This window comes from Collinsella sp. HCP3S3_E11, assembly GCF_052067375.1.
GTDB lineage: Bacteria > Actinomycetota > Coriobacteriia > Coriobacteriales > Coriobacteriaceae > Collinsella.
The window spans coordinates 42,436-63,695 of sequence record NZ_JBQHQI010000001.1; the positions used below are offsets into that span (position 1 = coordinate 42,436).

At 60.9% G+C, this 21,260-nt stretch carries 18 protein-coding genes and 1 tRNA gene; 6 read left to right on the forward strand and 13 right to left on the reverse strand.

Annotation, left to right across the window (positions count from 1 at the left end; translation table 11 throughout):
- Positions 1 to 242: 242 nt before the first annotated feature.
- The gene (gene argS, locus ACTM86_RS00190) at positions 243 to 2,096 is read right to left on the reverse strand and encodes an arginine--tRNA ligase (protein ID WP_441014784.1); all 1,854 of its coding nucleotides are present in this window, start codon (positions 2,094 to 2,096) and stop codon (positions 243 to 245) included.
- 342 nt (positions 2,097 to 2,438) lie between these two features.
- Between argS and ACTM86_RS00195 the strand changes: the two genes are divergently transcribed.
- Both ACTM86_RS00195 and ACTM86_RS00200 read left to right on the forward strand, forming a co-directional pair.
- Complete coding sequence (locus tag ACTM86_RS00195; protein ID WP_427727935.1) at positions 2,439 to 2,924, forward strand: CarD family transcriptional regulator; 486 nt, start codon at positions 2,439 to 2,441, stop codon at positions 2,922 to 2,924.
- Between the two features lie 355 nt (positions 2,925 to 3,279).
- Positions 3,280 to 4,038, forward strand: coding sequence for a transposase (locus tag ACTM86_RS00200; RefSeq protein ID WP_441014786.1), 759 nt, complete (start codon positions 3,280 to 3,282; stop codon positions 4,036 to 4,038).
- A 170-nt stretch (positions 4,039 to 4,208) separates the two neighbouring features.
- Here ACTM86_RS00200 and ACTM86_RS00205 read toward each other — a convergent pair whose 3' ends face one another.
- Positions 4,209 to 4,808, reverse strand: coding sequence for an HD domain-containing protein (locus ACTM86_RS00205; RefSeq protein WP_427747469.1), 600 nt, complete (start codon positions 4,806 to 4,808; stop codon positions 4,209 to 4,211).
- 171 nt (positions 4,809 to 4,979) lie between these two features.
- Positions 4,980 to 6,266 (reverse strand): glutamate-5-semialdehyde dehydrogenase, encoded by a 1,287-nt coding sequence (locus ACTM86_RS00210; RefSeq protein ID WP_441014788.1) that lies wholly within the window; start codon positions 6,264 to 6,266, stop codon positions 4,980 to 4,982.
- A 113-nt stretch (positions 6,267 to 6,379) separates the two neighbouring features.
- Between ACTM86_RS00210 and ACTM86_RS00215 the strand changes: the two genes are divergently transcribed.
- Positions 6,380 to 7,798: an alpha/beta fold hydrolase gene (locus ACTM86_RS00215; RefSeq protein ID WP_441036907.1), complete on the forward strand. Its 1,419-nt coding sequence runs from the start codon at positions 6,380 to 6,382 to the stop codon at positions 7,796 to 7,798.
- 100 nt (positions 7,799 to 7,898) lie between these two features.
- Here the strand turns inward: ACTM86_RS00215 and proB are convergent, their stop codons facing one another.
- The 5 genes from proB to ACTM86_RS00240 form a co-directional block, all read right to left on the reverse strand.
- Entirely contained in the window at positions 7,899 to 9,026 is a 1,128-nt protein-coding gene (proB, locus tag ACTM86_RS00220; RefSeq protein WP_441014792.1) for a glutamate 5-kinase, read from the reverse strand.
- Between the two features lie 79 nt (positions 9,027 to 9,105).
- Positions 9,106 to 10,611, reverse strand: a complete 1,506-nt coding sequence (locus tag ACTM86_RS00225) for a nicotinate phosphoribosyltransferase (protein ID WP_441014794.1) — start codon at positions 10,609 to 10,611, stop codon at positions 9,106 to 9,108.
- A gap of 84 nt (positions 10,612 to 10,695) precedes the next feature.
- On the reverse strand, positions 10,696 to 11,154 hold the full coding sequence (locus ACTM86_RS00230; protein ID WP_441014796.1) for a hypothetical protein: 459 nt from the start codon (positions 11,152 to 11,154) through the stop codon (positions 10,696 to 10,698).
- 64 nt (positions 11,155 to 11,218) lie between these two features.
- Positions 11,219 to 11,291 (reverse strand) — tRNA-Ala (locus ACTM86_RS00235).
- A gap of 232 nt (positions 11,292 to 11,523) precedes the next feature.
- Entirely contained in the window at positions 11,524 to 12,462 is a 939-nt protein-coding gene (locus ACTM86_RS00240; RefSeq protein ID WP_441014798.1) for a radical SAM protein, read from the reverse strand.
- A 534-nt stretch (positions 12,463 to 12,996) separates the two neighbouring features.
- Between ACTM86_RS00240 and ACTM86_RS00245 the strand changes: the two genes are divergently transcribed.
- From ACTM86_RS00245 to ACTM86_RS00255, 3 genes are all read left to right on the forward strand, one after another.
- A complete protein-coding gene (locus tag ACTM86_RS00245) occupies positions 12,997 to 14,196 on the forward strand; it encodes an MraY family glycosyltransferase (protein ID WP_441014800.1) in 1,200 nt (399 codons plus the stop codon).
- Between the two features lie 159 nt (positions 14,197 to 14,355).
- Positions 14,356 to 15,405 (forward strand): tryptophan--tRNA ligase, encoded by a 1,050-nt coding sequence (gene trpS, locus ACTM86_RS00250; RefSeq protein ID WP_441014802.1) that lies wholly within the window; start codon positions 14,356 to 14,358, stop codon positions 15,403 to 15,405.
- A 221-nt stretch (positions 15,406 to 15,626) separates the two neighbouring features.
- Positions 15,627 to 15,920: a DUF6485 family protein gene (locus ACTM86_RS00255; RefSeq protein ID WP_195838532.1), complete on the forward strand. Its 294-nt coding sequence runs from the start codon at positions 15,627 to 15,629 to the stop codon at positions 15,918 to 15,920.
- Between the two features lie 420 nt (positions 15,921 to 16,340).
- Here ACTM86_RS00255 and ACTM86_RS00260 read toward each other — a convergent pair whose 3' ends face one another.
- The 5 genes from ACTM86_RS00260 to pckA all read right to left on the reverse strand — a co-directional run bounded on the left by ACTM86_RS00260 (position 16,341) and on the right by pckA (position 21,056).
- Positions 16,341 to 16,661, reverse strand: coding sequence for an MGMT family protein (locus ACTM86_RS00260; RefSeq protein WP_441014804.1), 321 nt, complete (start codon positions 16,659 to 16,661; stop codon positions 16,341 to 16,343).
- A gap of 193 nt (positions 16,662 to 16,854) precedes the next feature.
- Complete coding sequence (locus tag ACTM86_RS00265; protein ID WP_441014806.1) at positions 16,855 to 17,709, reverse strand: DegV family protein; 855 nt, start codon at positions 17,707 to 17,709, stop codon at positions 16,855 to 16,857.
- A gap of 119 nt (positions 17,710 to 17,828) precedes the next feature.
- Complete coding sequence (locus ACTM86_RS00270; protein WP_154515655.1) at positions 17,829 to 18,278, reverse strand: MarR family winged helix-turn-helix transcriptional regulator; 450 nt, start codon at positions 18,276 to 18,278, stop codon at positions 17,829 to 17,831.
- 163 nt (positions 18,279 to 18,441) lie between these two features.
- Positions 18,442 to 19,161: a B3/B4 domain-containing protein gene (locus ACTM86_RS00275; protein WP_441014808.1), complete on the reverse strand. Its 720-nt coding sequence runs from the start codon at positions 19,159 to 19,161 to the stop codon at positions 18,442 to 18,444.
- Between the two features lie 224 nt (positions 19,162 to 19,385).
- Positions 19,386 to 21,056, reverse strand: a complete 1,671-nt coding sequence (pckA, locus tag ACTM86_RS00280) for a phosphoenolpyruvate carboxykinase (ATP) (RefSeq protein ID WP_427719537.1) — start codon at positions 21,054 to 21,056, stop codon at positions 19,386 to 19,388.
- Positions 21,057 to 21,260 lie beyond the last annotated feature (204 nt).

Sequence of the window (21,260 nt, forward strand, 5' to 3'; positions counted from 1 at the left end):
AAGCCAACCATACCCTGCATTTTTAATATTCGGCAAGCCGTCTACCTGCGATTTTATTTTCGCTGCTGTTGCTATGGTCGCCAGTCAGCAATTCAGCCCCGTAAACCGGTATAGTTGCGTTTTTGTAGCATTTTTCAACACGCCAAAAAGCCCCGCCAAACGCAAAAAGCCCGACCTCCGCATGGAGATCGGGCTTATAGGGCTCAGCAAAGCCAAACCTACACGGTCAAACGACCCGTAGATTACATCTGCTCGGGTGCAGAAACGCCAACCAGAGTGAGCACCAGGGCGAGCGTCACGCGGACGGCGTCGCAAGCGGCCAGACGGGCGCGTGAAAGCTCGGGATCGACGGGACGGCCCTCGCTCGGAAGCACCTGACAGGCAGCGTAGAAGCTGTGGAAGTCGCCGGCGAGCTCCTCGGCAAAGTGCGTCAGGCGGAACGGGGCGCGGTCGCGAGCGCAGCTGGCGATGAGGTCGGCGAGCTCGTTGAGCTTACGCGACAGGGCGAGCTCGGTGGGGTCGGTCAGCAGCGAGTAGTCGACGTTCTCGCCGATGGCCTTGGCGGCGACGGCCTTCATACCCATCTCGTCAGCCTGCTCGGGCGTAACGTCAGCGGCACGGCGCAGAATGGAGCACACACGAGCGTGAGCGTACTGCACGTAGTAGACCGGGTTGGAGTTATCACGCTTCTTAACGGCCTCGATATCGAAGTCGACCATCTGGTTGGAGCTCTTGGAGATGAGCGTGTAACGGGCGGCGTCGGAACCGACCTCGTCAACAAGCTCCTGCAGGGTCACCATGGTGCCCTTGCGCTTGGACATACGGACGGGCTTGCCGTTGCGCAGCAGGTTGACGAGCTGGCCCAGCAGAACCTCGAACTTGCCGGGATAGCCAAGAGCGTCGCAGACACAGCGGACGCGGTCGATGTAGCCATGGTGGTCGGCGCCCCAGATGTCGATGACGTGGTCGACGCGCTGGAACTTGTCCCAGTGATAGGCAACGTCGGAGGCGAAGTAGGTGTACTCGCCGTCGGACTTGATCAGGACGCGGTCCTTGTCGTCACCCAGGTCGGTGGAGCGGAACCACAGGGCTCCGTCCTTGGTGTAGAGGTAGCCCATCTTGTCGAGCTTCTCAAAAGCGCGGTCGACGGCGGAGGTGCCGGCGGTCTCGCCCTCGGTGTCCTTCACGTACAGCGAGCGCTCGGAGAACCAACGATCGAAGTCGCAGTTGACGGCGTGGCATAGATTACGCATGTTGTCGACCATCTTTACGTAGCCGCGCTCGCGGAAGCTCTCCATACGCTCCTGCGGATCGGCGTCGACCCACTTGTCACCGTCGGTGCGCCAGAACTCGGCGGCCTCGTCGATGATGTAGTCGCCGCCGTAGGAGTCCTTGCCCAGAGTCTCGGCAAAGTTGTCCTGATACGGATGGGTCTCGGGATGCTCGTCGTTCTCGTCGGCAACAAAGGCATCGCGGTCGGCAATCAGCAGCTTGTGAGCCTCGTCGATATCCACGCCCTGCTTGGCGATGATGTCGGCAAGCTGCATATAGCGCGTGCTGATGGAGTTGCCGAAGGTGTTCATCTGAGAGCCGTGGTCGTTGATATAGAACTCACGCTGGATATCGTAACCGGCATGGTCCATAACGCGGCAGAGGGAGTCGCCCAGAGCGGCCCAACGGCCATGGCCAATATGCATGGGGCCGACGGGGTTGGCGGAGACGAACTCGACCTGGGTCTTCAGGCCGCCGCCGACGTTGGACTTAGCGAAGTCCATGCCCTTCTCGCGAGCCTCGCCGAAGATGGCGTTCTTGACGGCGACGGAGAGGTAGAAGTTGATGAAGCCAGGGCCGGCGATCTCGACCTTCTCGATCGCGGGATCCTCGGGCATATGGGCAACGACAGCCTCGGCGATCTTGCGCGGGGCGCAGTGAGCCAGCTTGGCGGACTTCAGGGCCATGGTGGAGGTCCACTCGCCATGAGAAGTGTCAGCCGGTCGCTCGATAGCGCAATCGTCAAGTTCAAATGCGGAAAGGTCGCCGGCCTCCTGGGCCGCAGCAAGCGCAGCGCGTACCAGCTCTTCAATCTTCTCGGGCATAGATCCTCCTTGTGTTAAAGCCCCCGAGCTCTTGGTCACTCGTAGGGCAAAAGCCAGAGTTTGCAGCACTCTATCACAAGCGGTAACTACTGTCGCAGGGTAAAGTCAATCGATATTGCATATGCACAAAATTGACTACAGCTGTCGCAAGGCCATTCAAAGATGGCGGTCTGCCTGCTGGTTGTGCACCCGCCGAAAATGCATAAACATCTGCATGGGCAGCTCAGAATATCGAATACTCTTACCTATCAGATTTGTGTGCTTTTCCTGCATAAAGTAAGGGTTTGCGCACGTCAGCGTGGTATTCTAGACATACGTAAATTCGTATAAGTTGGAGGTAGCATGTTCTCAATCGGTCAACACGTCATTCATCCGGGTCAGGGAGTCTGCACCGTCGTCGGTTTTAGGGAAGACACACCGCAGCCCATGCTGTTGCTCGAGACCAAGCAGGGACATGCGCAGACGATCCTCATGTACCCCGTGGCGCAGGCCGACCGTCTGCATGCCGCCATCTCCCAGCAAGATGCCGAGCACCTACTGAGCCATTACGACGAGCTGGAGTGCGACACCTTTACCGAGCGCAACAGCTCGCTCGAGGAGACGCACTTTAAGCAGCAGCTCAAGCTGGGTGCGCCCGAGACGGTCCGCGTGGCAAAAACCATGATGCACCGTATTCGCCAGGCCGAGGAAGCAGATAAAAAGCCCAGCTCCTACTACATGCGCGTACTCAAGGAAGCCAAGCGCCGCTCCATCGAGGAGATTGCCGTGGCCCTGGGCGTCACCGAGGAGGACGCCGAAGCCCGCCTATCCCAAGCCGCCCTCAACTAACCTGCCAAAAAGGGACAGGTTTATTTTGGCAGGTTTTATCTGGCCAAACGTCAACAAACAATTGGTAAATGGTCGGGTGCTCCGTTTTGTTTGTAAGCCCCGGCCATTTTTCTATCGCCGCGAAAATGCGTGAAGCCCATTTGTGATGACATCACGCGAGGGCCGTCCAGATCGACGCAACCAACGCCCGCATCCACAGCAAGCGCGCCCGTCTTGCTCAATTACCATTAAAAAGCATCAATTTGAAAACGCAATAACATTTCGGCAGGTAGCAGCTATAGTCGGTAAACTGAATCTCGATAACCGAAGCCTCCGAATGAGGTATCTTCAGCCCATCCAAGCTAAAGGAGGGGCCATGCCGAGAAAACCTCGTTCAAAGTCACCAACCGGTTATTTCCACGTCACGTTGCGTGGAAACGGAGGGCAATTGCTGTTTGACGATGCCGAGGACCGAATCGCCATGCTTCAGATCCTCGATGCAATCCTCCCCAAACACAATATCGAGCTTATCGCTTGGTGCCTTATGGGAAACCATATTCATCTGCTCATCGACGATCCGGACGACCGCAAGAGCGACGCGATGCACGCGGTAGCCGTATCGTATGCGGGCAGGTACAATGCGCGGACGGGGCATGTCGGCCACGTGTTTCAGGAGCGGTTTTGGGATTCGCCCATTAAGTCGGAAGCATATTTACTTGAGGCAATTCGATACATTCATCTGAATCCACAAAAAGCAGGACTGGCGGCATACGACGAATATCCCTGGAGCAGCCATCGCGAGTATCTAATGAGTGCCAGGTCACGGCCGCATGTCACCGGCAGCGTTGTCGGTGTTTTATTCCCAACGCCTCGCTCATACCTTCAGCTCATGGAAAGTGCGCCGTCGCTTCCCTATCGCCCCAGCGCAACAGCCAAGGTTCGCGAGGAAGATCTATGCGAATTTGGCACGGCAATCGTGCAGAGTGTCGCAGGATGCGTTCCGACGGAACTCAAATCCGTCTCCAAGCCACTTCGCAATGAGGCGTTTCTCGCGCTTCGAAAACAAGGGCTAACCGTTAAGCAGGTTCAGCTGCTGACAGGACTCGGAACATGGATTATCAAGAACGCGTCCTAGCGTCGCGTTTACCGAGTTACGGATACGGCGAAGCGCAGCTGCCTGCCGCGAGGCGCCGCCATTCGCAAGCGCTACCATGTTAAACAGAAAACGCTTCCGCTGAATAACGTCCAACGGAAGCGTCTTCCCAGATAAAACCTACCAAAATAAACCTGTCCCTTTTTGGCAGGTTAGGCCTGGAAGGTGTCGCGGTCGGGCGCGAAGGACTGCATGGCCGCGATGGTGCGGTCGAAAAGCTCGGGGAGCTCCCAGCCCAGCATCTCGGCGCCCTGCGTAATCACGTCGCGCGAGCAGCCGGCGGCAAAGCGCTTGTCCTTGAACTTCTTCTTGAGCGACTTGGTCGTAAAGTCCATGACGCTCTTGCTCGGACGCATGATCACGGCAGCACCGATCAGGCCGGTAAGTTCGTCGCAGGCAAACAGGATCTTTTCCATCTGCAGCTCGGGCTTGGGCAGCGAGGTATTGAAGTCCGAGGTATGCGTCTGGATGGCGCGGATGAGCTCGGGCGATGCGCCCTCGCCCTCGAGGATCTCGGCCGCATAGATGGTGTGGTTCACGGGGTCGTCCTCATGCTCCTCCCAATCCAAGTCGTGCAGCAGTCCGACGATGCCCCAAAACTCCTCGTTCTCGGGGTCGAACTCGCGCGCAAAGTAGCGCATGGTGCCCTCGACCGTCTCGCCGTGGGTGATGTGGAACGGATCTTTGTTGTGCTCGTTGAGCAATTCGAACGCACGGTCGCGGGTGATTCCGGCGGAAAGCGTCTGAGACATGGCAATACCTCCAGGTGAGTCGATGCTAAGACACGGTGTCACTATCGTATATCGCCGCGGCTCAAGCCGAAAGGCAGAAATGGCATACGGAGAAAAAAGCCGGGCGAACGCGTCGCCCGGCAAAACCGCAGATAAAACCTACCAAAATAAACCTGTCCCTTTTTGGTAGGTTTAGGGGCGGACCTGGCCGGTGCCGCGGAGCTTGTATTTGTAGGTGGTGAGGGCCTCGGCGGCAAAGGGGCCGCGGGCGTGGAGCTTTTGGGTCGAGATGCCGATCTCGGCGCCCAGGCCAAACTCGCCGCCGTCGGTAAAGCGCGTGCTGGCGTTGGCATACACGGCCGAGGCATCGATCTCATCCAAAAAGCGCTCGCAGGCGTCCGCGTCCTCGGCGATGATGGCCTCGGAATGCATAGTGCCATAGCGGTTGATGTGCGCGATGGCCTCGTCCTCGTTCGCCACGACCTTTACGCTCATCTCGAGCGCCAGGTACTCACGGCCCCAGTCCTCCTCGGTTGCGGCAACAAAGTCATCGCCCTCGGCAAGACCGGCGTCGGCGCATGCGGCACACGCGGCCTCGTCGCCGTGAATCAGCACACCGTGGTCGTGCAGCACGGCCACGACCGCCGGCAAAAACGAATCTGCCACGGCGCGGTCCACAAGCAGCGACTCGGCGGCGTTGCACACGCCCACGCGCTGGGTCTTGGCATTAACGATAATGTTGAGCGCTTTATCAAAGTCGGCCGACTCATGCACGTAGATGTGGCAGTTTCCCGTGCCCGTCTCGATAACCGGCACAAGCGACTCGCGCACGCAGCGCTGGATCAGGCCCGCGCCGCCACGCGGAATAAGCACGTCGACGATGCCGCGAAGCTTCATGAGCTCGCCGGTGGCCTCGCGATCGGTGGACTCGATCATCGAGATAGCCTCGCGCGGGAAACCCTTGGCCTCGAGCGCATCGGCCAGCAGTTCGGCAATCATGGCGCACGAGTGATAGGCCAGCGAGCCGCCGCGCAGAATACAGGCGTTACCGGTGCGGATGCAGATGCCCGCGGCATCTGCCGTCACGTTGGGGCGCGCCTCATAGACCATGGCGACCAGGCCCAGCGGCACGCTCACGCGAGTGAGGTCCACACCACTTGCAAGTACGCGGTGGTCGAGAACACGGCCGACGGGATCGGGCAGCTCAGCGAGCTTCTCCAGGCCGGCGGCCATGCCCTCGACGCGCTCGGGCGTCAGCAGCAGACGGTCGAGGAGCCCCGCCGAGGTCCCCGCATCGCGCGCAGCGGACATATCGAGCTCGTTGGCGGCGACGATGGAATCGACGCCGTCGCGCAGCGCCGCGGCCATGGCGCGCACGGCCTCCTGGCGCTGCTCGTCGCTCGCCGTGGCAAGCGAGACTGACGCTGCCTTGGCGGCAACGGCAAGATCGTGGACATACGTGGCTATATCGACCGACATGGGCGGCCCTTTCTCTTAGAAGTTTGCCAACCATGGTAGCCGATTTGTGCATGCCTTCGCGCATGGCGGTAGAATTGGTCAACCCGAAACACCGCAACGAACGGAAGTACCGCATGGCCCTCATCACTTCGTACCACGTCCCCGGCCTCTATGTCGAGGACCACAGCATCGACGTCCCCTTGGATTGGCGCGGCCTGGAGCCGATGGTCCTGGCCGTCGGCAGCACCATGCGCCGCGGCGCCATGCCGGCGCCCATCGCCGGCGCACCCGAGAGCATCAAGCTTTTCTACCGCGTGGTTTGCGCTCCCGACCGTATCAACGACGACCTGCCACTCCTCCTCTTTTTGCAGGGCGGCCCCGGCGGTGAGAGCCCGCGTCCGCTGTCGCCCACAAGCGACGGCTGGATCGAGGAGGCCGTCAAGCACTTCCGCGTCGTCCTGCCCGACCAGCGCGGTACCGGGCGCAGCAGCTGTGTAGACGGGCGCACGATTGCCGCACTGGGCGAGCGCGCCGAGGCGGCAGGCTCCGATGCGGCCCGCTCGCAGGCGGATTTTCTCAAGCGCCACCTCGCCAGCTCCATCGTGCGCGACTTTGAGTACCTGCGCCTGGTGGGCTTTGGCGGCAAGCCCTGGGTCACACTCGGCCAGAGCTACGGCGGCTTTTTGACGTTGAGCTATCTGTCGCTCTTCCCCGAGGGCGTGGCGGCGAGCTTTACCTGCGGCGGCATTCCGCACGTGCCGGCAAGTGCCAGCGAGGTCTACGCGCACACCTTCCCGCGTATGGCGGCCAAGACTCAGCAGTATTACGACCGCTACCCCGCCGACGTCGAGCGCGTGGCGGCCCTGGCAGATGCCCTCGAGGAGCAAAAGCCCGCGCTGCCCGACGGCTCGCCGATGACGGTCGAGCGCCTGCAGCTCATGGGCAGCGACTTTGGCATGAAGCCGAGCTTTGAGCGCATGCACTGGATTATCGACCACGCGTTTGTTAATGGCGACGGTACGCTGAGCTGCGGCTCCTCGGTATCAGACAGCTTTTTGATGCGCGCCTTCGAGCGCACCAACACGCGCACGAATCCGCTGTACTGGACGCTGCAGGAATTCATCTACGCCGATGGCGACACGATGCCCATTGGCTGGGCAGCCGCCGAGGAAAAGGCCCATCGTGCCGAGTTCGACACCCTCGCGCGCCCACTCATGTTTACCGGTGAGGCCATGTTCCCGTGGATGTTTGAGCAGATGCCCGAGCTCAAGCCCTTCAAGCCCGCCATGGACCTGCTGATGGAAGACACCAGCTGGGACAAGATCTACGACCCGCAGCGCCTGGCCTGCAACGAGGTGCCGCTCCAAGCCGCGGTGTATTTCGACGACATGTACGTGGATTCGGGCCTGCAGCTCGACACGCTCAGCCGCGTGGGCAACTCACACGCCTGGGTGACGAACGAGTTCGAGCACGACGGCCTGCACGGCAGCGTGGTGTTCAAGCACCTCTTCGACGAGGCCCTCAACCGCGGAGACCTGCGCCAGATCTTCTAGCAAAGGAGTGTCCCCCATCAGCCGGCACAAAAGGAACGTCCCCAAGTGCCGGCACGAGAAAGACAGCGCTGCGGGAAACGATCCGCAGCGCTGTCTTTCTTTATGCAAAGACGATCAAGTTGTCTCGGTGGATCGCGGGCTTCTCGGCCAAGTCTGCCAGCAAGCGGTTGCCGGCAATCTGATCCTGGCGGCGTCCGGCTGCAAGCTCCAGCACGTCCGAATCGGCCTCGGCGATACCGCGGGCGACAACCATGCCGCTCGGGTCGCACACGTCGAGCACATCGCCCTCGGCAAACGTGCCATCGACCTCGCGAATACCCACCGCAAGCAGGGAAGAACCGCGGCTGACCAGCGCTTTCGCGGCGCCGTCATCGACCGTCACCGAGCCATGCGCCTTGTCGCCCAGTGCAATCCACAGCTTGCGGGGCGCAATGTCCAGGCGCTCCGCCGGCGGATCGAACAGCGTGCCCACGCTCTCGCCGCGGGCAAGGCGCACGAGCGCATCGGGCTCCTCGCCCGAGCAAATCACGCTCTGAATGCCTGCCGTCATCAGGATGCGGCTCGCGCGGATCTTGGTAATCATGCCGCCTGTGCCAACCGATGTGGAAGAATCGCCCGCCGAGGCGATAATCTTGGCATCGATCCTATGCACGACCGGGACGAACTCGGCCGTGGGGTCCTCGTGCGGATTGGCGGTATAGAGGCCATCGATGTCCGAGAGCGTCACGCACAGGTCGGCAGAAACCAGGCAGCCCACAAGCGCCGCCAGCGTGTCGTTGTCGCCAAACTTGATCTCGTCGACGGTAACGGTGTCGTTCTCGTTGACGACCGGCACCACGCCCAGTTCCACCAGACGCAGCAGCGCGTCGCGCGCGTGCAGATAGGACGTGCGACGGGCCGTGTCATGACGCGTGAGCAGCACGAGCGAGGTGAGCAGGTCGCGCGCATGGAACTCCTCGTCGTAGGCCGACGAGATGATGCACTGACCGGCCGAGGCGCAGGCCTGCAGGCTCGGCAGGTCACCGACCGGTTTGCGGTCAAAGCCCAGCACGGGATAGCCACAGGCAATGGCGCCCGAACTCACCACGACCAGACGCCAGCCGAGCTTGCGCAGGGCAGCAGCCTGATCGGCAAGCCCGCCGATAAAGGCGCGGTTGACCTTGCCATCGGCGCCCACCACCGTGGACGAACCGATCTTTACCACCATCGTTTTATAAGAAGTCGTCATACGTCAAACCAATCAACTGTTGAGGGTTCGGGCGAGCTGACGGCCGAGGGAACGTAATTCCACCCTACACCCAAGAAAATTAGCGAGCCCAGGGGAAGGCAGAAGCCGCGGCCATGTTCTTGCGCACGAGCTCGTCGCGCACCTGCGCCAGGCCCTGCTCCATGCCAACCACATAGGTCTGCGGGTACAGGAAGCGCTTGTAGACCGGATCCAGATGGTCCAGCGCCCAAGCGCAACGCTCGCGTGCGGCCTCGATGCTCTCGCGCGGGGCAACAGCACTGCCATCGCGCACGATCGGCGCCAGCAGCTCGCGATACTCAAGCTCGGACACGTCGGTCACTAGAGCGGCATCGTTCACGGCCACGAGGGTATTGCCGCGCGCGGCGCCCTCCCCCGCCAGATGGTCCTCGTCATAGATCATGTCGCAGACCGGGCCGCCAAAGCCGTCGTAATAGCGGCGCACGCGCTGCACGCCCGGAATCGTGCGCTTGTAGGGCTGCTCGGAGAGCTTGACCACCGGAGTCCACGGGTCCGCCTCGCTCGCACGGCGGGCGGAAAGCTTGTACACGCCGCCCAGCGCCGGTTGGTCGTAGCAGGTCGCGAGCTTGGTGCCCACGCCAAAGCTATCGATGGGCGCACCCTGGTCGAGCAGCGACTGAATCGTGTATTCATCCAGATCATTGGAAACCGAGATCCCCACATAGGGCAAGCCCTCGGCATCAAAACGGCCGCGGACATACTTGGAGAGTTTGGCCAGGTCGCCTGAGTCGATGCGGATGGCCGACAGACGCTCGCCCGCCGCCTCCATCTCCTTGGCAACCGTAATGGCATGCTCGCAGCCCTCGCGCACGTCGTAAGTGTCAATGAGCAGCGTGCAGTTCTTGGGGCTCGACTTGGCAAAGGCACGGAAAGCCTCGAGCTCGGAATCGAAGCTCATCACCCAGCTGTGGGCATGCGTGCCAAAGACGGGAATACCGTAGCGGCGACCGGCGAGCACATTGGACGTAGAGGAGCAGCCGGCAACGTAGCTCGCGCGCGCGACGGCCAGACCGCCATCGGGACCCTGGGCGCGGCGCAGGCCAAACTCGGCCACGGGACGGCCGTCCGCCGCCAACACCACGCGCGCCGTCTTGGTGGCGACAAGCGTCTGGAAGCCGACGATGTTGAGCAGCGCCGTCTCGAGCAGCTGGCACTCAAGCGCGGGGCCGGTGACGCGCACCATGGGCTCGCGCGGAAAGACGAGCTCGCCCTCGGGGACGGCGTCGATGTTTACATGTGCACGAAAATCGCGCAGGTAGTCGAGGAATTCGGGCTTGAACATCGCGCCGCCGGCCGGGGCCTGGAGCGATGCGAGGTAGTCAATATCCTCGGGCGTAAAGCGAAGGTTTTCGACCAGCTCGGGCAGCTCGGCGGTGCCGCACATAACGGCGTAGGCGCTGCCAAACGGATGGTCACGGTAAAACGCGGTAAAACAGCCCTGCTCATTGGCCTTGCCGCTCTCCCACAGGCCCTGGGCCATAGTGAGCTCGTACAGATCGGTGAGCATTGCGATGTCGGTGGGATGCGAGATGTCGGTCAAAGCCATGGGGCGACCTTTCGGATGCGTTGTGCAGAGGTTGAGGGTTGGACGAGAGCAGAGCATGCGGACATGACGCCCGATGCAAATCGGTTAGAGCAGGCCCATGCTGGTCATGATCGTGTAGCCCATAAAGACGACAAACGCGACCAAGGCGAGCGCGATGATGATCTTTTGAGCCGGGGCCATACCGGGGATCTCGCCCTCGGCCGTGGGCTCCTTGGAAGTGACCATGCGCTGGGCAAACGTCATCTCGTCACGGCTCGGCTTGGAATCGACGGGCTTGGGACGAGCGGCTTTCTTAGGCTGAGGCTTGGGCGCGGCAGGCGCAGGCTTCGCAGCGGCGGGCCTGGGCGCGGGCGCGGGCTTGCGCTCGGATGCGGCGCTCGCGGCAGCCTCCTCGGCCTTCGCACGCTCGGCACGCAGGGCAGCCAGCTCCTCACGCTCGCGCCGGGCCTCTTCCTGGGCCTCGCGGCGGGCCTTCTCAGCGCGGAGCTCTTCCAACTCGGCGCGCTCCTCGTCGGACAATGGTTGGGAATCAAGCTCGGCCATGGTGCAGCCCTTTCTTTCAAAAAAAGCCGCCGACACAATGTCAGCGGCTTATCAAATCCAAGGGTGGAGACGAAGGGAGTCGAACCCTCGGCCTCTGCCATGCGACGGCAGCGCTCTCCCAACTGAGCTACGTCCCCAGGACAAGTTGATATTTTACCTACGGCTCGCCAGCTGTCAACGCCCAATACCCAGTCTTTTTGGGACGGGGCTTTTTTGACTACTTTTCGGATGGTAGCTCGACCCCCACCGGGAGCAGTCTTTTTGGGACGGGGCTTTTTTAGCTACCCAGGCAGATAGCGAAAACGATTTGGACGATTAACGGCAGGGGCAGCTAAAATAGCCCCGTCCCAAAAAGACTGCTCAAAAGAGCTACTTTGCGCTGGTGAGGACGCCAGTGGTGTCGAACGCCGGGGTAAAGCTCTCGTCTACCGCGCCGCCCTCTTGCCAGAACATCGTCGTAAAGCCCAGGTCGTCGGCATGGTCGAGCACCCGCTCGTACTCCTCGCGCGTCACGGCTCGCGCCAAGTCGCCGCCCTGCTCGCGCATGAGCGCATTGGGCGTGTACTGGTTCATGACCGAGATCGGCACATCACCCACCGTCTGCCACACCAGGTCTAGCACGCGACACGAATCGTCCGCATGCCCCGGCAACACCAGGTGACGCACGATCATGCCGCGCTTCATGAGCCCGTCCTCGTCCACCAGCTCTCCCCCACGGCGCTCAATCTCGCGCGCCATTTGCGCTAAACCCGACACGGCCACACGCGGGTAGTCCTGAATATGAGAGAGCGACTGCGCAAGCCCCGCATCGGCATATTTAAAGTCGGTAAGCCACACATCGACCAGATCGCCGAGCGCCGCCACGGCACTCGCGCGCTCATAACCGCTCGTGTTGTAGACGATTGGAACAACCAGCCCGCGCGCCCGTGCCGCGGCAATCGCAGCCGGCAGCAGGTGCGCGTAGTGCGTCGCCGTCACCAAGTTAATATTGTTTGCACCCTGGTCCTGCAGCTCCAACATAATCTCGACCAGGCGCTCAGGCGAAATTTCAAGCCCAAAATTGCCCGTCGAGATCTCGTGGTTCTGGCAATAGACGCATTTGAGCGAGCAGCCGCTAAAGAAGATCGTGCCCGAACCGGCCTCGCCCGAGATAGGCGGCTCCTCCCACATATGAAGCGCCGCGCGGGCCACCTTGAGCGTGTCGTTAGCACCGCATACGCCGCGCGCACCCTCATCGCGCGCCGCACCGCAACGGGCCGGACACAAATGGCAAGCGGGAGAAAAAAGTTCGGTCAACGACGTCGGCATAAAAACATGCTCCAAAACAACGATTCAGCAGCTCAAACGCAAAAGGACCAACCGCGCAGACGGCTCGAGCCCAAGGCGCCGTAATCGTCCGACACGATTTTTGTAAAGTCAAGACTGGAATCGATAAAGTGCCGCTTTATGATGTAGGTATTCCGCCCCCCGCGGAGCAACTGGGTGAACCGTCGCGTTTATTTAGGGAGCCCACACAGTCGTACGTAGTACAGGTATCCTTCGTTGTTAAGGACGCTGGAACGGTCGATGAGGGCACCCACCTGTTTTAGGTGGGTTCATTTTCGTAACGTGGGGGGTGGTTTTCTTTTGCCGTTTTTGCCAAAAATTGCCATCGCAGATCCCGTATGACACCCAACGGCACTTGGCAGAACCCTCACCACCATCCCAATATCTGGTAAGCGCGTGATTATCGATCGGCGCGATTCCCCGCACCCCCTTTGGTCGAGTATCATGGGTCAGCTATACCCTTTGCGGCATGGCATCCTTTGACCTTTTCCTTCGACGCTTGGCGGTTTTTGATACATGGCTTCATCCACGAGCTACATACCGTTCCTTTGCGTGGCAGCCGCGGCATATATCACGACCTTCCTCACGGTGCCCCTGGTTAAACGTCTGGCAATCAAGCTCGACGCCGTTGACTATCCTTCAAAACGCCGTATCAACACCAAGCCCATCCCGCGCTTGGGAGGTACGGCGGTCTTTTTGGGCCTGGTCGTTGCCTGCATCGTTCAGATTATGGGCACCTGGCATCTGGGCTGGCCGCCCGTCTTGGTCCCGCATCCGCGCCTGCACATTAGCTACCCCATGCTGGCGCTTTCTTTTACCGTCATTTTTGCGACCGGCGCGATCGACGACGTCTTCCAGCTTAAGCCCAAGCAAAAGCTCGCCGGCCAGGTCCTCGCCGCGCTCATCGCCTGCGTGGGTGGACTAAAAATCGGCGTCATCGTCAACCCGGTTGCCCCCGGCGAGATCATGCTCGGCTGGCTCGCCTATCCCATCACCGTGGTCTACCTGGTGGCGTTCACCAATATCATCAACCTCATCGACGGCCTCGATGGCCTGGCCACAGGCATCTGCGGCATCGCATCGTTCACGATGTTCTCGATGGCCGTTCTCTCGGGCCGCATCGATGCCGCCGCGCTCTCCATCGCGTTGTTTGGCGCCTGCCTGGCCTTCTTGCGCTACAACTTCAACCCCGCGAGCATCTTTCTGGGCGACTCGGGGTCGCTGCTGCTGGGCTTTGCGCTGGGCTCCATTTCGCTGCTTAATGTGAGCCGCACTGCCGCGCTCACCTCGCTTATCATTCCGCTCATCGTTGCCGGTGTGCCCATCATCGACACGTTTAGCGCCATCGTGCGCCGCAAGCGCGCCCACATTAGCATTGGGCAGGCCGACAAAGGCCACATCCACCACCGCCTCATTCAAGAGGGCTATAACCAAAAGCAGGCTGTGCTGCTTATCTATGCCTGGTGTGTCCTGCTTTCGGCCGGTGCGGCCGCCATCAACCAGGTCGAAGTCCCCATGCGCGTGCTCATCTTTACCGTCCTTGGCATTGGCTCGGCAGCCTTCGCCAAGCACCTGCACCTGTTTGAGCCCGTGCTACGCCACCATTACAACAAGCGCACGCACGAAGACGAGCTGATAACCCCCGACGACCCCGCCTTTAAGCAGGAGGAGCAAGCGGCCGAGGAGCGTAAGGGAGAGCGCCACCACAGGCATTAAGGTTTGCTGCAGAAGGTCGCTCTGCTTACCGTCGGCCGCTCGTGACCGCGCCTCGACCGCCACGCATGTCTCGCCTTACCACCCCCTTGCCCACTTTCGCCCGCCCCTCTCAATAAACGCGTTATCATCTTGACCCATGAACATACGTTAGGAGCAATCATGCCAAACGAGAACAGCTACGAAGTCGCGCTGCAAAAGAGCAACGCCATTCGCGAGGGCCTGGCCAAGACGCCCGAGAAGTTCACCATGCTTTCCGGCGACCGCCCCACCGGCCGTCTGCACCTAGGCCACTACTTTGGCACCCTCAAGGGCCGCGTGGAGTTGCAGAATATGGGCGCCAAGACCAACGTGCTCATTGCCGACTACCAGGTCATCACCGACCGCGACACCACCGAGCACATCCAGGACAACGTGTATAACATGGTCATGGACTACCTTGCCTGCGGTATCGACCCCGACAAGACCATGATCTACACGCACTCCGCCGTGCCCGCCGCCAACCAGCTCATGCTGCCGTTCCTGTCGCTGGTCTCCGAGGCCGAGCTGGCGCGCAACCCCACCGTCAAGGCCGAGATGGAGGCCTCGGGCCACGAGCTCACCGGCCTTCTGCTCACCTATCCGGTACACCAGGCCTGCGACATCCTGTTCTGCAAGGGTAACGTTGTGCCCGTCGGTCGCGACCAGCTGCCGCACATCGAGCTCACCCGTACCATCGCCCGTCGCTTTAACAACCGCTACGGCAAGGTGTTCCCCGAGGTCGACGCGCTGCTGTCCGAAACCCCGCTGCTGCCCGGCCTGGACGGCCGCAAGATGAGCAAGAGCTACGGCAACGCCATCAATATCTCGATGACCGCCGAGGAGACGGCCAAGCGCATCAAGAAGAGCCAGACCGACTCCGAGCGCATGATTACGTTCGATCCCGAGAACCGCCCCGGCGTGTCCGGCCTGCTTTCGACCGCCGCCATCTGCACCGGCCGTTCCGAGGTCGAGATTGCCGAGGAGATTGGCATGGGCGGCTCTGGCCAACTCAAGAAGTACGTGACCGAGGCCGTCAACGGGTACTTCGCACCGATCCGCGAGCGTCGCCAGCGCTACGAGAACGACCTGGACTATGTGAAGGACGTCCTGCACGAGGGCAACCGTCGCGCCAACGAGATTGCCGAGCAGACGCTGGCAGAGGTTCGGGACGCCATGGGCATGGTGTACTAGTCGAGAGCAATAAACAACACTCAAACTAAACCGCCGCGATTGGCACAATCCTCGTTGCGGCGGTTTTGTTTTCTTCAGAGGTCGGTCGCCGAGATATTCAGCCGCTTGGCAGAACCCCTAAGTCGCAAGCACCTTGAGGCTATATCCTGTTAAGCAATGACACCCTATTGTTTAACATGCGGCAGCTTTTACGGCAGACCCGACCGACCGGAAGGAGTCCCATGAGCTCAGTTGCGTTTTGTACCTGCAACGACCGGAAATGCCCATTTAACCCTGTCAACCACGAGAAGGGCTGCACACCGTGCATCGCTAAGAATCTGCACGAGCACGAGATTCCAACGTGCCTGTTCAACGCGATTTCTCCCGATCGGCTTGAGGCCGATAAAGACGAGTGGTCGTGGCAAGCGTTCGCGCGGCATGTAGAAGCATATCTGGGAAGCGACAGCCCAAGAATCCCCGCAGGCGAAGAAGCGCCGCAGGGATTTACCAAGATCGGTTGCTGTAAGCGGGACTAACAATCAAAGTTAGTGCCCCCCTAAAACCAAACGTCAGTACCTCATTATGGGATAACAGACCTGATGGGTTTGCCCCATGCCTACAGGAAAGCGCCCGCCGACCATGGCAGCCGACGGGCGCTTTCCTGAAGTACACCGTTGAATCGCACAGAGGGGAGGAATGCGAATCAAACTCAACAGGGCAGGCTTTTTCATCGCCTACGGCCTGCTCCGTTGCTGAATACAATATAGTTCACCAATGTTTACTTTGTAGCATCAAACCGCGCCGCCACACCTTCTGCATAAGTTAACCCCGTTAAACCTGCCAATTAGGGACAGGTTTATTTTGGCAGGTTTTATCTGGGGAAACATCAATGGAGCCAGCGTTCCACCACAAAGAGGACAGGCACCTTTGTGGTGGTCTTGGCCACGGCAGAGCCGCTAGAGCCCTGCTGGCCAACGACAGGCGGCCAAGTCGACGTGCATGGGGTCGACAAACGTCACGCCCTCCCCCAGCAGAAGTTCGCGCTGAGCATCGGGGCCGCCAAACGCAAAGCCCTCGCAAATGCTGCCATCGGCAAACACCACACGATGGCAGGGAATCTCGCCGGGGCGCGGATTGCTGTGCAGCGCATAGCCCACGTACCGCGCACTTCGTGGACGGCCGGCGAGCAGCGCCACCTGGCCGTACGTGGCAACCATCCCCTCAGGGATCTGCTCGACCACCTCGTACACCCGTTCAAAAAAGCCCTCAGACGCCATCGATGCTCCTTTCCGCCCGCAACAGCATAAATCAAATGATCCCTCGGGGACGGCAGGGTTGCGGATCATTTGCGGCCTCCGTGCGGCCGATGGTCCGCAACCCCGTCATCGCCGAGGGATCACATGGCATGGCAGGTAGCGTTTGCCCAGATAAAACCTGCCAAAATAAACCTGTCCCTTTTTGGCAGGTCGGTTAGTTGGCAGGCTGGAAGAAGGCTACGGCTACGGCACCGGGGCCTACATGGGTGCCGATGGTGGCGCCGATGGTGTGAACGGGCAACTCGCCCTCGGTGTGGCCAGCCCACAGCGCGGCGCTGTCCTCGATATACTTCCTGAGCACCGCATCCGAAAGGCCCGTATAGCCGAGCGCCAGCGGCATGGAAAAGTCGACGCCGCCCGCCTGTTCGACCTTTTGGTTCAGCAGGTTGCGACCGTTCTTGGAACCGCGCGCCTTGCCCAGCTGCACGATCAGACCGTCCTCGGCAGCCACCACGGGCTTTACGTTGAGCAGCGTACCCACGGCGCCGGCCGCAGCAGACAGGCGACCGCCGCGCACCAGGTACTCCAGCGTCTCGAGCAGGCCGATAACCACCACGCGGTCGCGCACGGCCTCGACCGCCGCCGCGATCTGGGCCGCGCTACGGCCCTCGTCCACCAAGCGCAGGGCATACTCGACCAGCACGCGCTCGCCCAGGGTGACGTTGTTGCTGTCTACCACGAACACATCGCCGCCCGGTGCCTCGGCAAGTGCGGTACGGGCACTCTGATTGGTGCCGGAAAGCTTAGCGCCCACGGTAATAATCACGGCCTCATCGCCGGCTTCACGAACCTCGGCGATAGCCTGCGAAAACGCGTACGGGTTGACCTGACCGGTCTTGGGCAGCTCATCGCGCTCCACGAGCATCTCGTAAAAGCGCTGGTGATCGATGTCGACGCCATCCATGTACACATCGGTGCCAAAGGTAACGGACAGTGGCAAAACAGCCAGTGCCGGGTGCTCCGCCGGCGACATATCGCTTGCGGAATCGGTAATAATGCGGACGGACATAGCGAATCCTTTCTTGCGCAGGTCCCGCGCAGGGAATTTTGACAGCAATGCCCCGGCACGGTATACGCGCTCAAACGGGACGATGCAGTTGTTAATGGGAAGCAAATGCCTAGGCTGCCCTACAGCTCGCGCAGGGTGTCGAGAATCGTACGCAGCGACGCGTACATCTGCTCGCGCTGCTCCACGCCCATGGCCTTGCCGGTGGCGTCGAGCACCTCGCGAATAATGCGATCGGCCTCATTCATGCTCTCGCCGCCCAACGTGGTCAGGCGAACCGGGGCGCGATACTTAACGGCGGCATCGCCCGAATCGTCGACCTCGACGTAGCCGCCCTCTTCCAGATGCGCCAGCGTGCGCGAGACGGCAGCGCGGGTCACGCCTGCCATGCGGGCGAGATCGGCACCAGTCAGGCCGTCCTTGCTGCGCTCAAGATAGTACAGGCACATGATATCGGAACCCTTAAGGCCCAGCCTTGCGCCCTCAGATGCCTTAATGCGCTGGATCTCCTTGTAGAGCCCGCTGATCAGTCCGACAAAATCCTCAAAACGTGTCTCGTCGTTCTGCTGCATGGGAGACGACCGCCTTTCGCTTGCATGATGCTAACGGGTAAACATCTTAGCCGCATGCCCGAACCCCCGTACCCAAATATCCCAATTGTTAACTCATCAACATAAAAACCACCACAAAGGGGATAGCACCTTTGTGGTGGTTTGTGTGGTGGTTTGGCCCGAGCTAGAGTTCCACGCGCGGGTTATCGCGGGTCACAAGCGTCTTGACGACAACCGTCGCTCCCAGATAGCGCTCAAGCAGCTCGGCTAAGCGATCGATCGCGGCCTGACAGTCCCCCATTCGCTCGGTCTCAACACACTCAATCGCCAGGAACGCATCGGCAGAATCGTCGGACAGAGCCGTTCGAACGCCGTCGCGCCAGTTCCAGCAGCGGCACACGGCACCCGCATCATCGATGTAGGCGAGCTCGCCGGGCAGCGTCGGGTCATCCGCCTCCTCGCCAAGCGGCAGGAACGCATCGCCACCGTCGGTCACCTTCAAGCGAAGGTCTCCCTCAATCGCGTGCAAATCCTCGCCTCCCACGGGCAGCGCGTAGGTCAGCGACACCGTGTTGTAAATATCCACCGCCGGTGTGATATGACCGACCGGTTTGCCCTTGAGCACGCGCTTGAGCAGGTTCTCGATTGAGCAACGCGCGCCCTTTTTGGTCTTGAACAGGCGATAGGCCTCGCGCCATGCCTTGACCGGCGCGTTCTCGCTGATGGTATCGCTTGTCAGGTGGCGCTCCGCATCGATATTGGCGCGATCGAGCAGCGCCGCAATCGCGTCCACGTCCTCCTGGGGAATCTGAACCGCGGGCTTCATGCCCTTTACGACCACGACGCCGACCGCCGCCTGTGGAAATAGCTCCCAAAATGAATCCTCGGCAATAAAGCTCTTCATACGTGCTCCTTTCGCAATTCGCGCCAACGCGAGCGCCTAAACAAAAAGCGCCCTCACAGCGGCCACCTTCAAAGTCCTACGGTGCCGTCACAAGAGCGCTTACGCTGTCCCCATCCGGAGAAGGGGACGATATGTCAGGCGTATTGTAACCCGAGTCATCCACACGAGCAAAACTACCACAAAGGCGCCTGCCTCTTTGTGGTGGATATGGACTCGAGGCGACGCTAGTGGCGGAGTCCCAGTAGGCCGCGGCCGCGATGACGGGCCTCGGCGGACACCTGAGCGTGCGGGCCGGCGGCCTTGACGGACTCGGGCAGGTGCGAGTACTTCTTCTCGAAGTTCTCCTCGAACATCACCGCCAGGTTGTGCGCGGCCTCGTCGTAGCGCGCTGTGCTCTGCCAGTACTGGCGCGGCACCAGGATGCCGTCCGGCACACCGTGGCACGTGGTGGGAATGTCGACATTAAAGATATCGTCGTGCAAGAACTCGCTGTCCTCGATGGTACCGTCGAGGGCGCGTGCGACCAGGGCGCGCGTGTAGGCAAGCTCGATACGATGGCCCACGCCATAACCGCCGCCAATCCAGCCGGTGTTGAGCAGATAGACGCGGGTGCGGCCGTCGGCGATACGCTCGCCGAGCATCTTGGCATAGACCATGGGATCGAGCGGCATAAACGGCTCTCCGAACAGCGAGGAGAACGTAGGCGTGGGCTCGGTGACGCCGACCTCGGTACCGGGGATCTTTGCGGTGAAACCCGTCACAAAGTGATACATGGCGGCATCGGCCGTCAGGCGCGAGATAGGCGGCAGCACGCCAAAGGCATCGCAGGTCAAAAACAGCACGACGCTCGGGGTGGTGCCCATGCCCTTGGTCCACGCGTTGGGGATATGCTCGACGGGATAGGCAACGCGCGTGTTGTGCGTGATCGAGACGTCATCGTAGTTGGGCTTGCGGTTCTCGTCGAGCACCACGTTTTCGCAGATCGCGCCAAAGCGAACGGCATTGAAAATCTCGGGCTCGTGAAACTCGTCCAAGCCCTCGCACTTGGCGTAGCAGCCGCCCTCGATGTTGAAGATGCCCATGTCGGACCAACCGTGCTCGTCGTCGCCGATCAGCAGGCGCGTGGGATTGGCCGAAAGCGTGGTCTTGCCGGTGCCGGACAGGCCAAAGAACACGGCGGTCTCGTGCGTGACGGGATCCATGCTGGCCGAGCAATGCATGGGCAGCACATCGTCCTCGACGGGCAGCAGGTAATTCATGACGCTGAAGATGGACTTTTTAATCTCACCGGAGTAGCCGGTGCCGGCAACCAGAATCACGCGCTCCTGGAAGTTGATGACCACGGCGGCGCTGGAGTTGAGGCCCTTGATGGCGGGGTCGCACTGGTACCCGGGTGCCGCGAGCACGCAAAAGTCCGGCTCGCCGGTGCGCGCAATTTCGCGAGCAAGCGGACGGGCGAGCATCTGCTTAATGAAGAGCGCCTGGCTCGCGCGCTCGCAGGCAACGAGCAGGCGACGCGTGTGGTTGCGGTCGGCACCCGCCATGCCGCGGGTGACGAACACATCGCGCTCGTTGAGATAGTCGACGATGCCGGCCTTGATGGCCTCGTAGCTCTCAATCGAAAGCGGGCGGTTGACGGCGCCCCAGGCGATCTTATCGTGAACATCGGGGGTGTCAACGATAAAGCGGTCGTTGGGAGAACGGCCGGTGCGCTCCCCCGTCTCGATTACCAGCGCGCCGTTGGATGCCATGCGGCCCTCTTCACGGCGGATGGCGTGCTCGACGAGCTCCGCAGCAGGTAGATCGACCAGCAGACGCGGCTGATTCTCGGCGGGATCTTCGACCAGCGTAATACCAAAGTTGGACAGAACTTCTGCAGGGGTAACACCAGGCATGGGGCCTCCTTTAAAAGCGCGTCACGCGGGCGCGGCGCGCACTTTACTCACGTAAAGCCCGTTGTACCCGATATGCAAAAACGTTTTTGTGGCAAGGGCGGCAAGCCCGCCCAACGGTCAAAAATCGCAGGCAAGCGGCCTAGTCATTGGGTAGTCATTGGGGACGTTCTCAAACGACGAGTCGTTGGGGACACTCTTGAACAG

Coding starts and splice junctions, on each gene's coding strand:
- ACTM86_RS00200 (WP_441014786.1), top strand. CDS start 3,280: ATGCCGAGAAAACCTCGTTCAAAGTCACCAACCGGTTATTTCCACGTC.
- ACTM86_RS00230 (WP_441014796.1), bottom strand. CDS start 11,154: ATGGCCGAGCTTGATTCCCAACCATTGTCCGACGAGGAGCGCGCCGAG.
- ACTM86_RS00205 (WP_427747469.1), bottom strand. CDS start 4,808: ATGTCTCAGACGCTTTCCGCCGGAATCACCCGCGACCGTGCGTTCGAA.
- ACTM86_RS00210 (WP_441014788.1), bottom strand. CDS start 6,266: ATGTCGGTCGATATAGCCACGTATGTCCACGATCTTGCCGTTGCCGCC.
- trpS (WP_441014802.1), top strand. CDS start 14,356: ATGCCAAACGAGAACAGCTACGAAGTCGCGCTGCAAAAGAGCAACGCC.
- ACTM86_RS00255 (WP_195838532.1), top strand. CDS start 15,627: ATGAGCTCAGTTGCGTTTTGTACCTGCAACGACCGGAAATGCCCATTT.
- ACTM86_RS00245 (WP_441014800.1), top strand. CDS start 12,997: ATGGCTTCATCCACGAGCTACATACCGTTCCTTTGCGTGGCAGCCGCG.
- argS (WP_441014784.1), bottom strand. CDS start 2,096: ATGCCCGAGAAGATTGAAGAGCTGGTACGCGCTGCGCTTGCTGCGGCC.
- ACTM86_RS00225 (WP_441014794.1), bottom strand. CDS start 10,611: ATGGCTTTGACCGACATCTCGCATCCCACCGACATCGCAATGCTCACC.
- ACTM86_RS00240 (WP_441014798.1), bottom strand. CDS start 12,462: ATGCCGACGTCGTTGACCGAACTTTTTTCTCCCGCTTGCCATTTGTGT.
- ACTM86_RS00260 (WP_441014804.1), bottom strand. CDS start 16,661: ATGGCGTCTGAGGGCTTTTTTGAACGGGTGTACGAGGTGGTCGAGCAG.
- proB (WP_441014792.1), bottom strand. CDS start 9,026: ATGACGACTTCTTATAAAACGATGGTGGTAAAGATCGGTTCGTCCACG.
- pckA (WP_427719537.1), bottom strand. CDS start 21,056: ATGCCTGGTGTTACCCCTGCAGAAGTTCTGTCCAACTTTGGTATTACG.
- ACTM86_RS00275 (WP_441014808.1), bottom strand. CDS start 19,161: ATGAAGAGCTTTATTGCCGAGGATTCATTTTGGGAGCTATTTCCACAG.
- ACTM86_RS00195 (WP_427727935.1), top strand. CDS start 2,439: ATGTTCTCAATCGGTCAACACGTCATTCATCCGGGTCAGGGAGTCTGC.
- ACTM86_RS00270 (WP_154515655.1), bottom strand. CDS start 18,278: ATGCAGCAGAACGACGAGACACGTTTTGAGGATTTTGTCGGACTGATC.
- ACTM86_RS00265 (WP_441014806.1), bottom strand. CDS start 17,709: ATGTCCGTCCGCATTATTACCGATTCCGCAAGCGATATGTCGCCGGCG.
- ACTM86_RS00215 (WP_441036907.1), top strand. CDS start 6,380: ATGGCCCTCATCACTTCGTACCACGTCCCCGGCCTCTATGTCGAGGAC.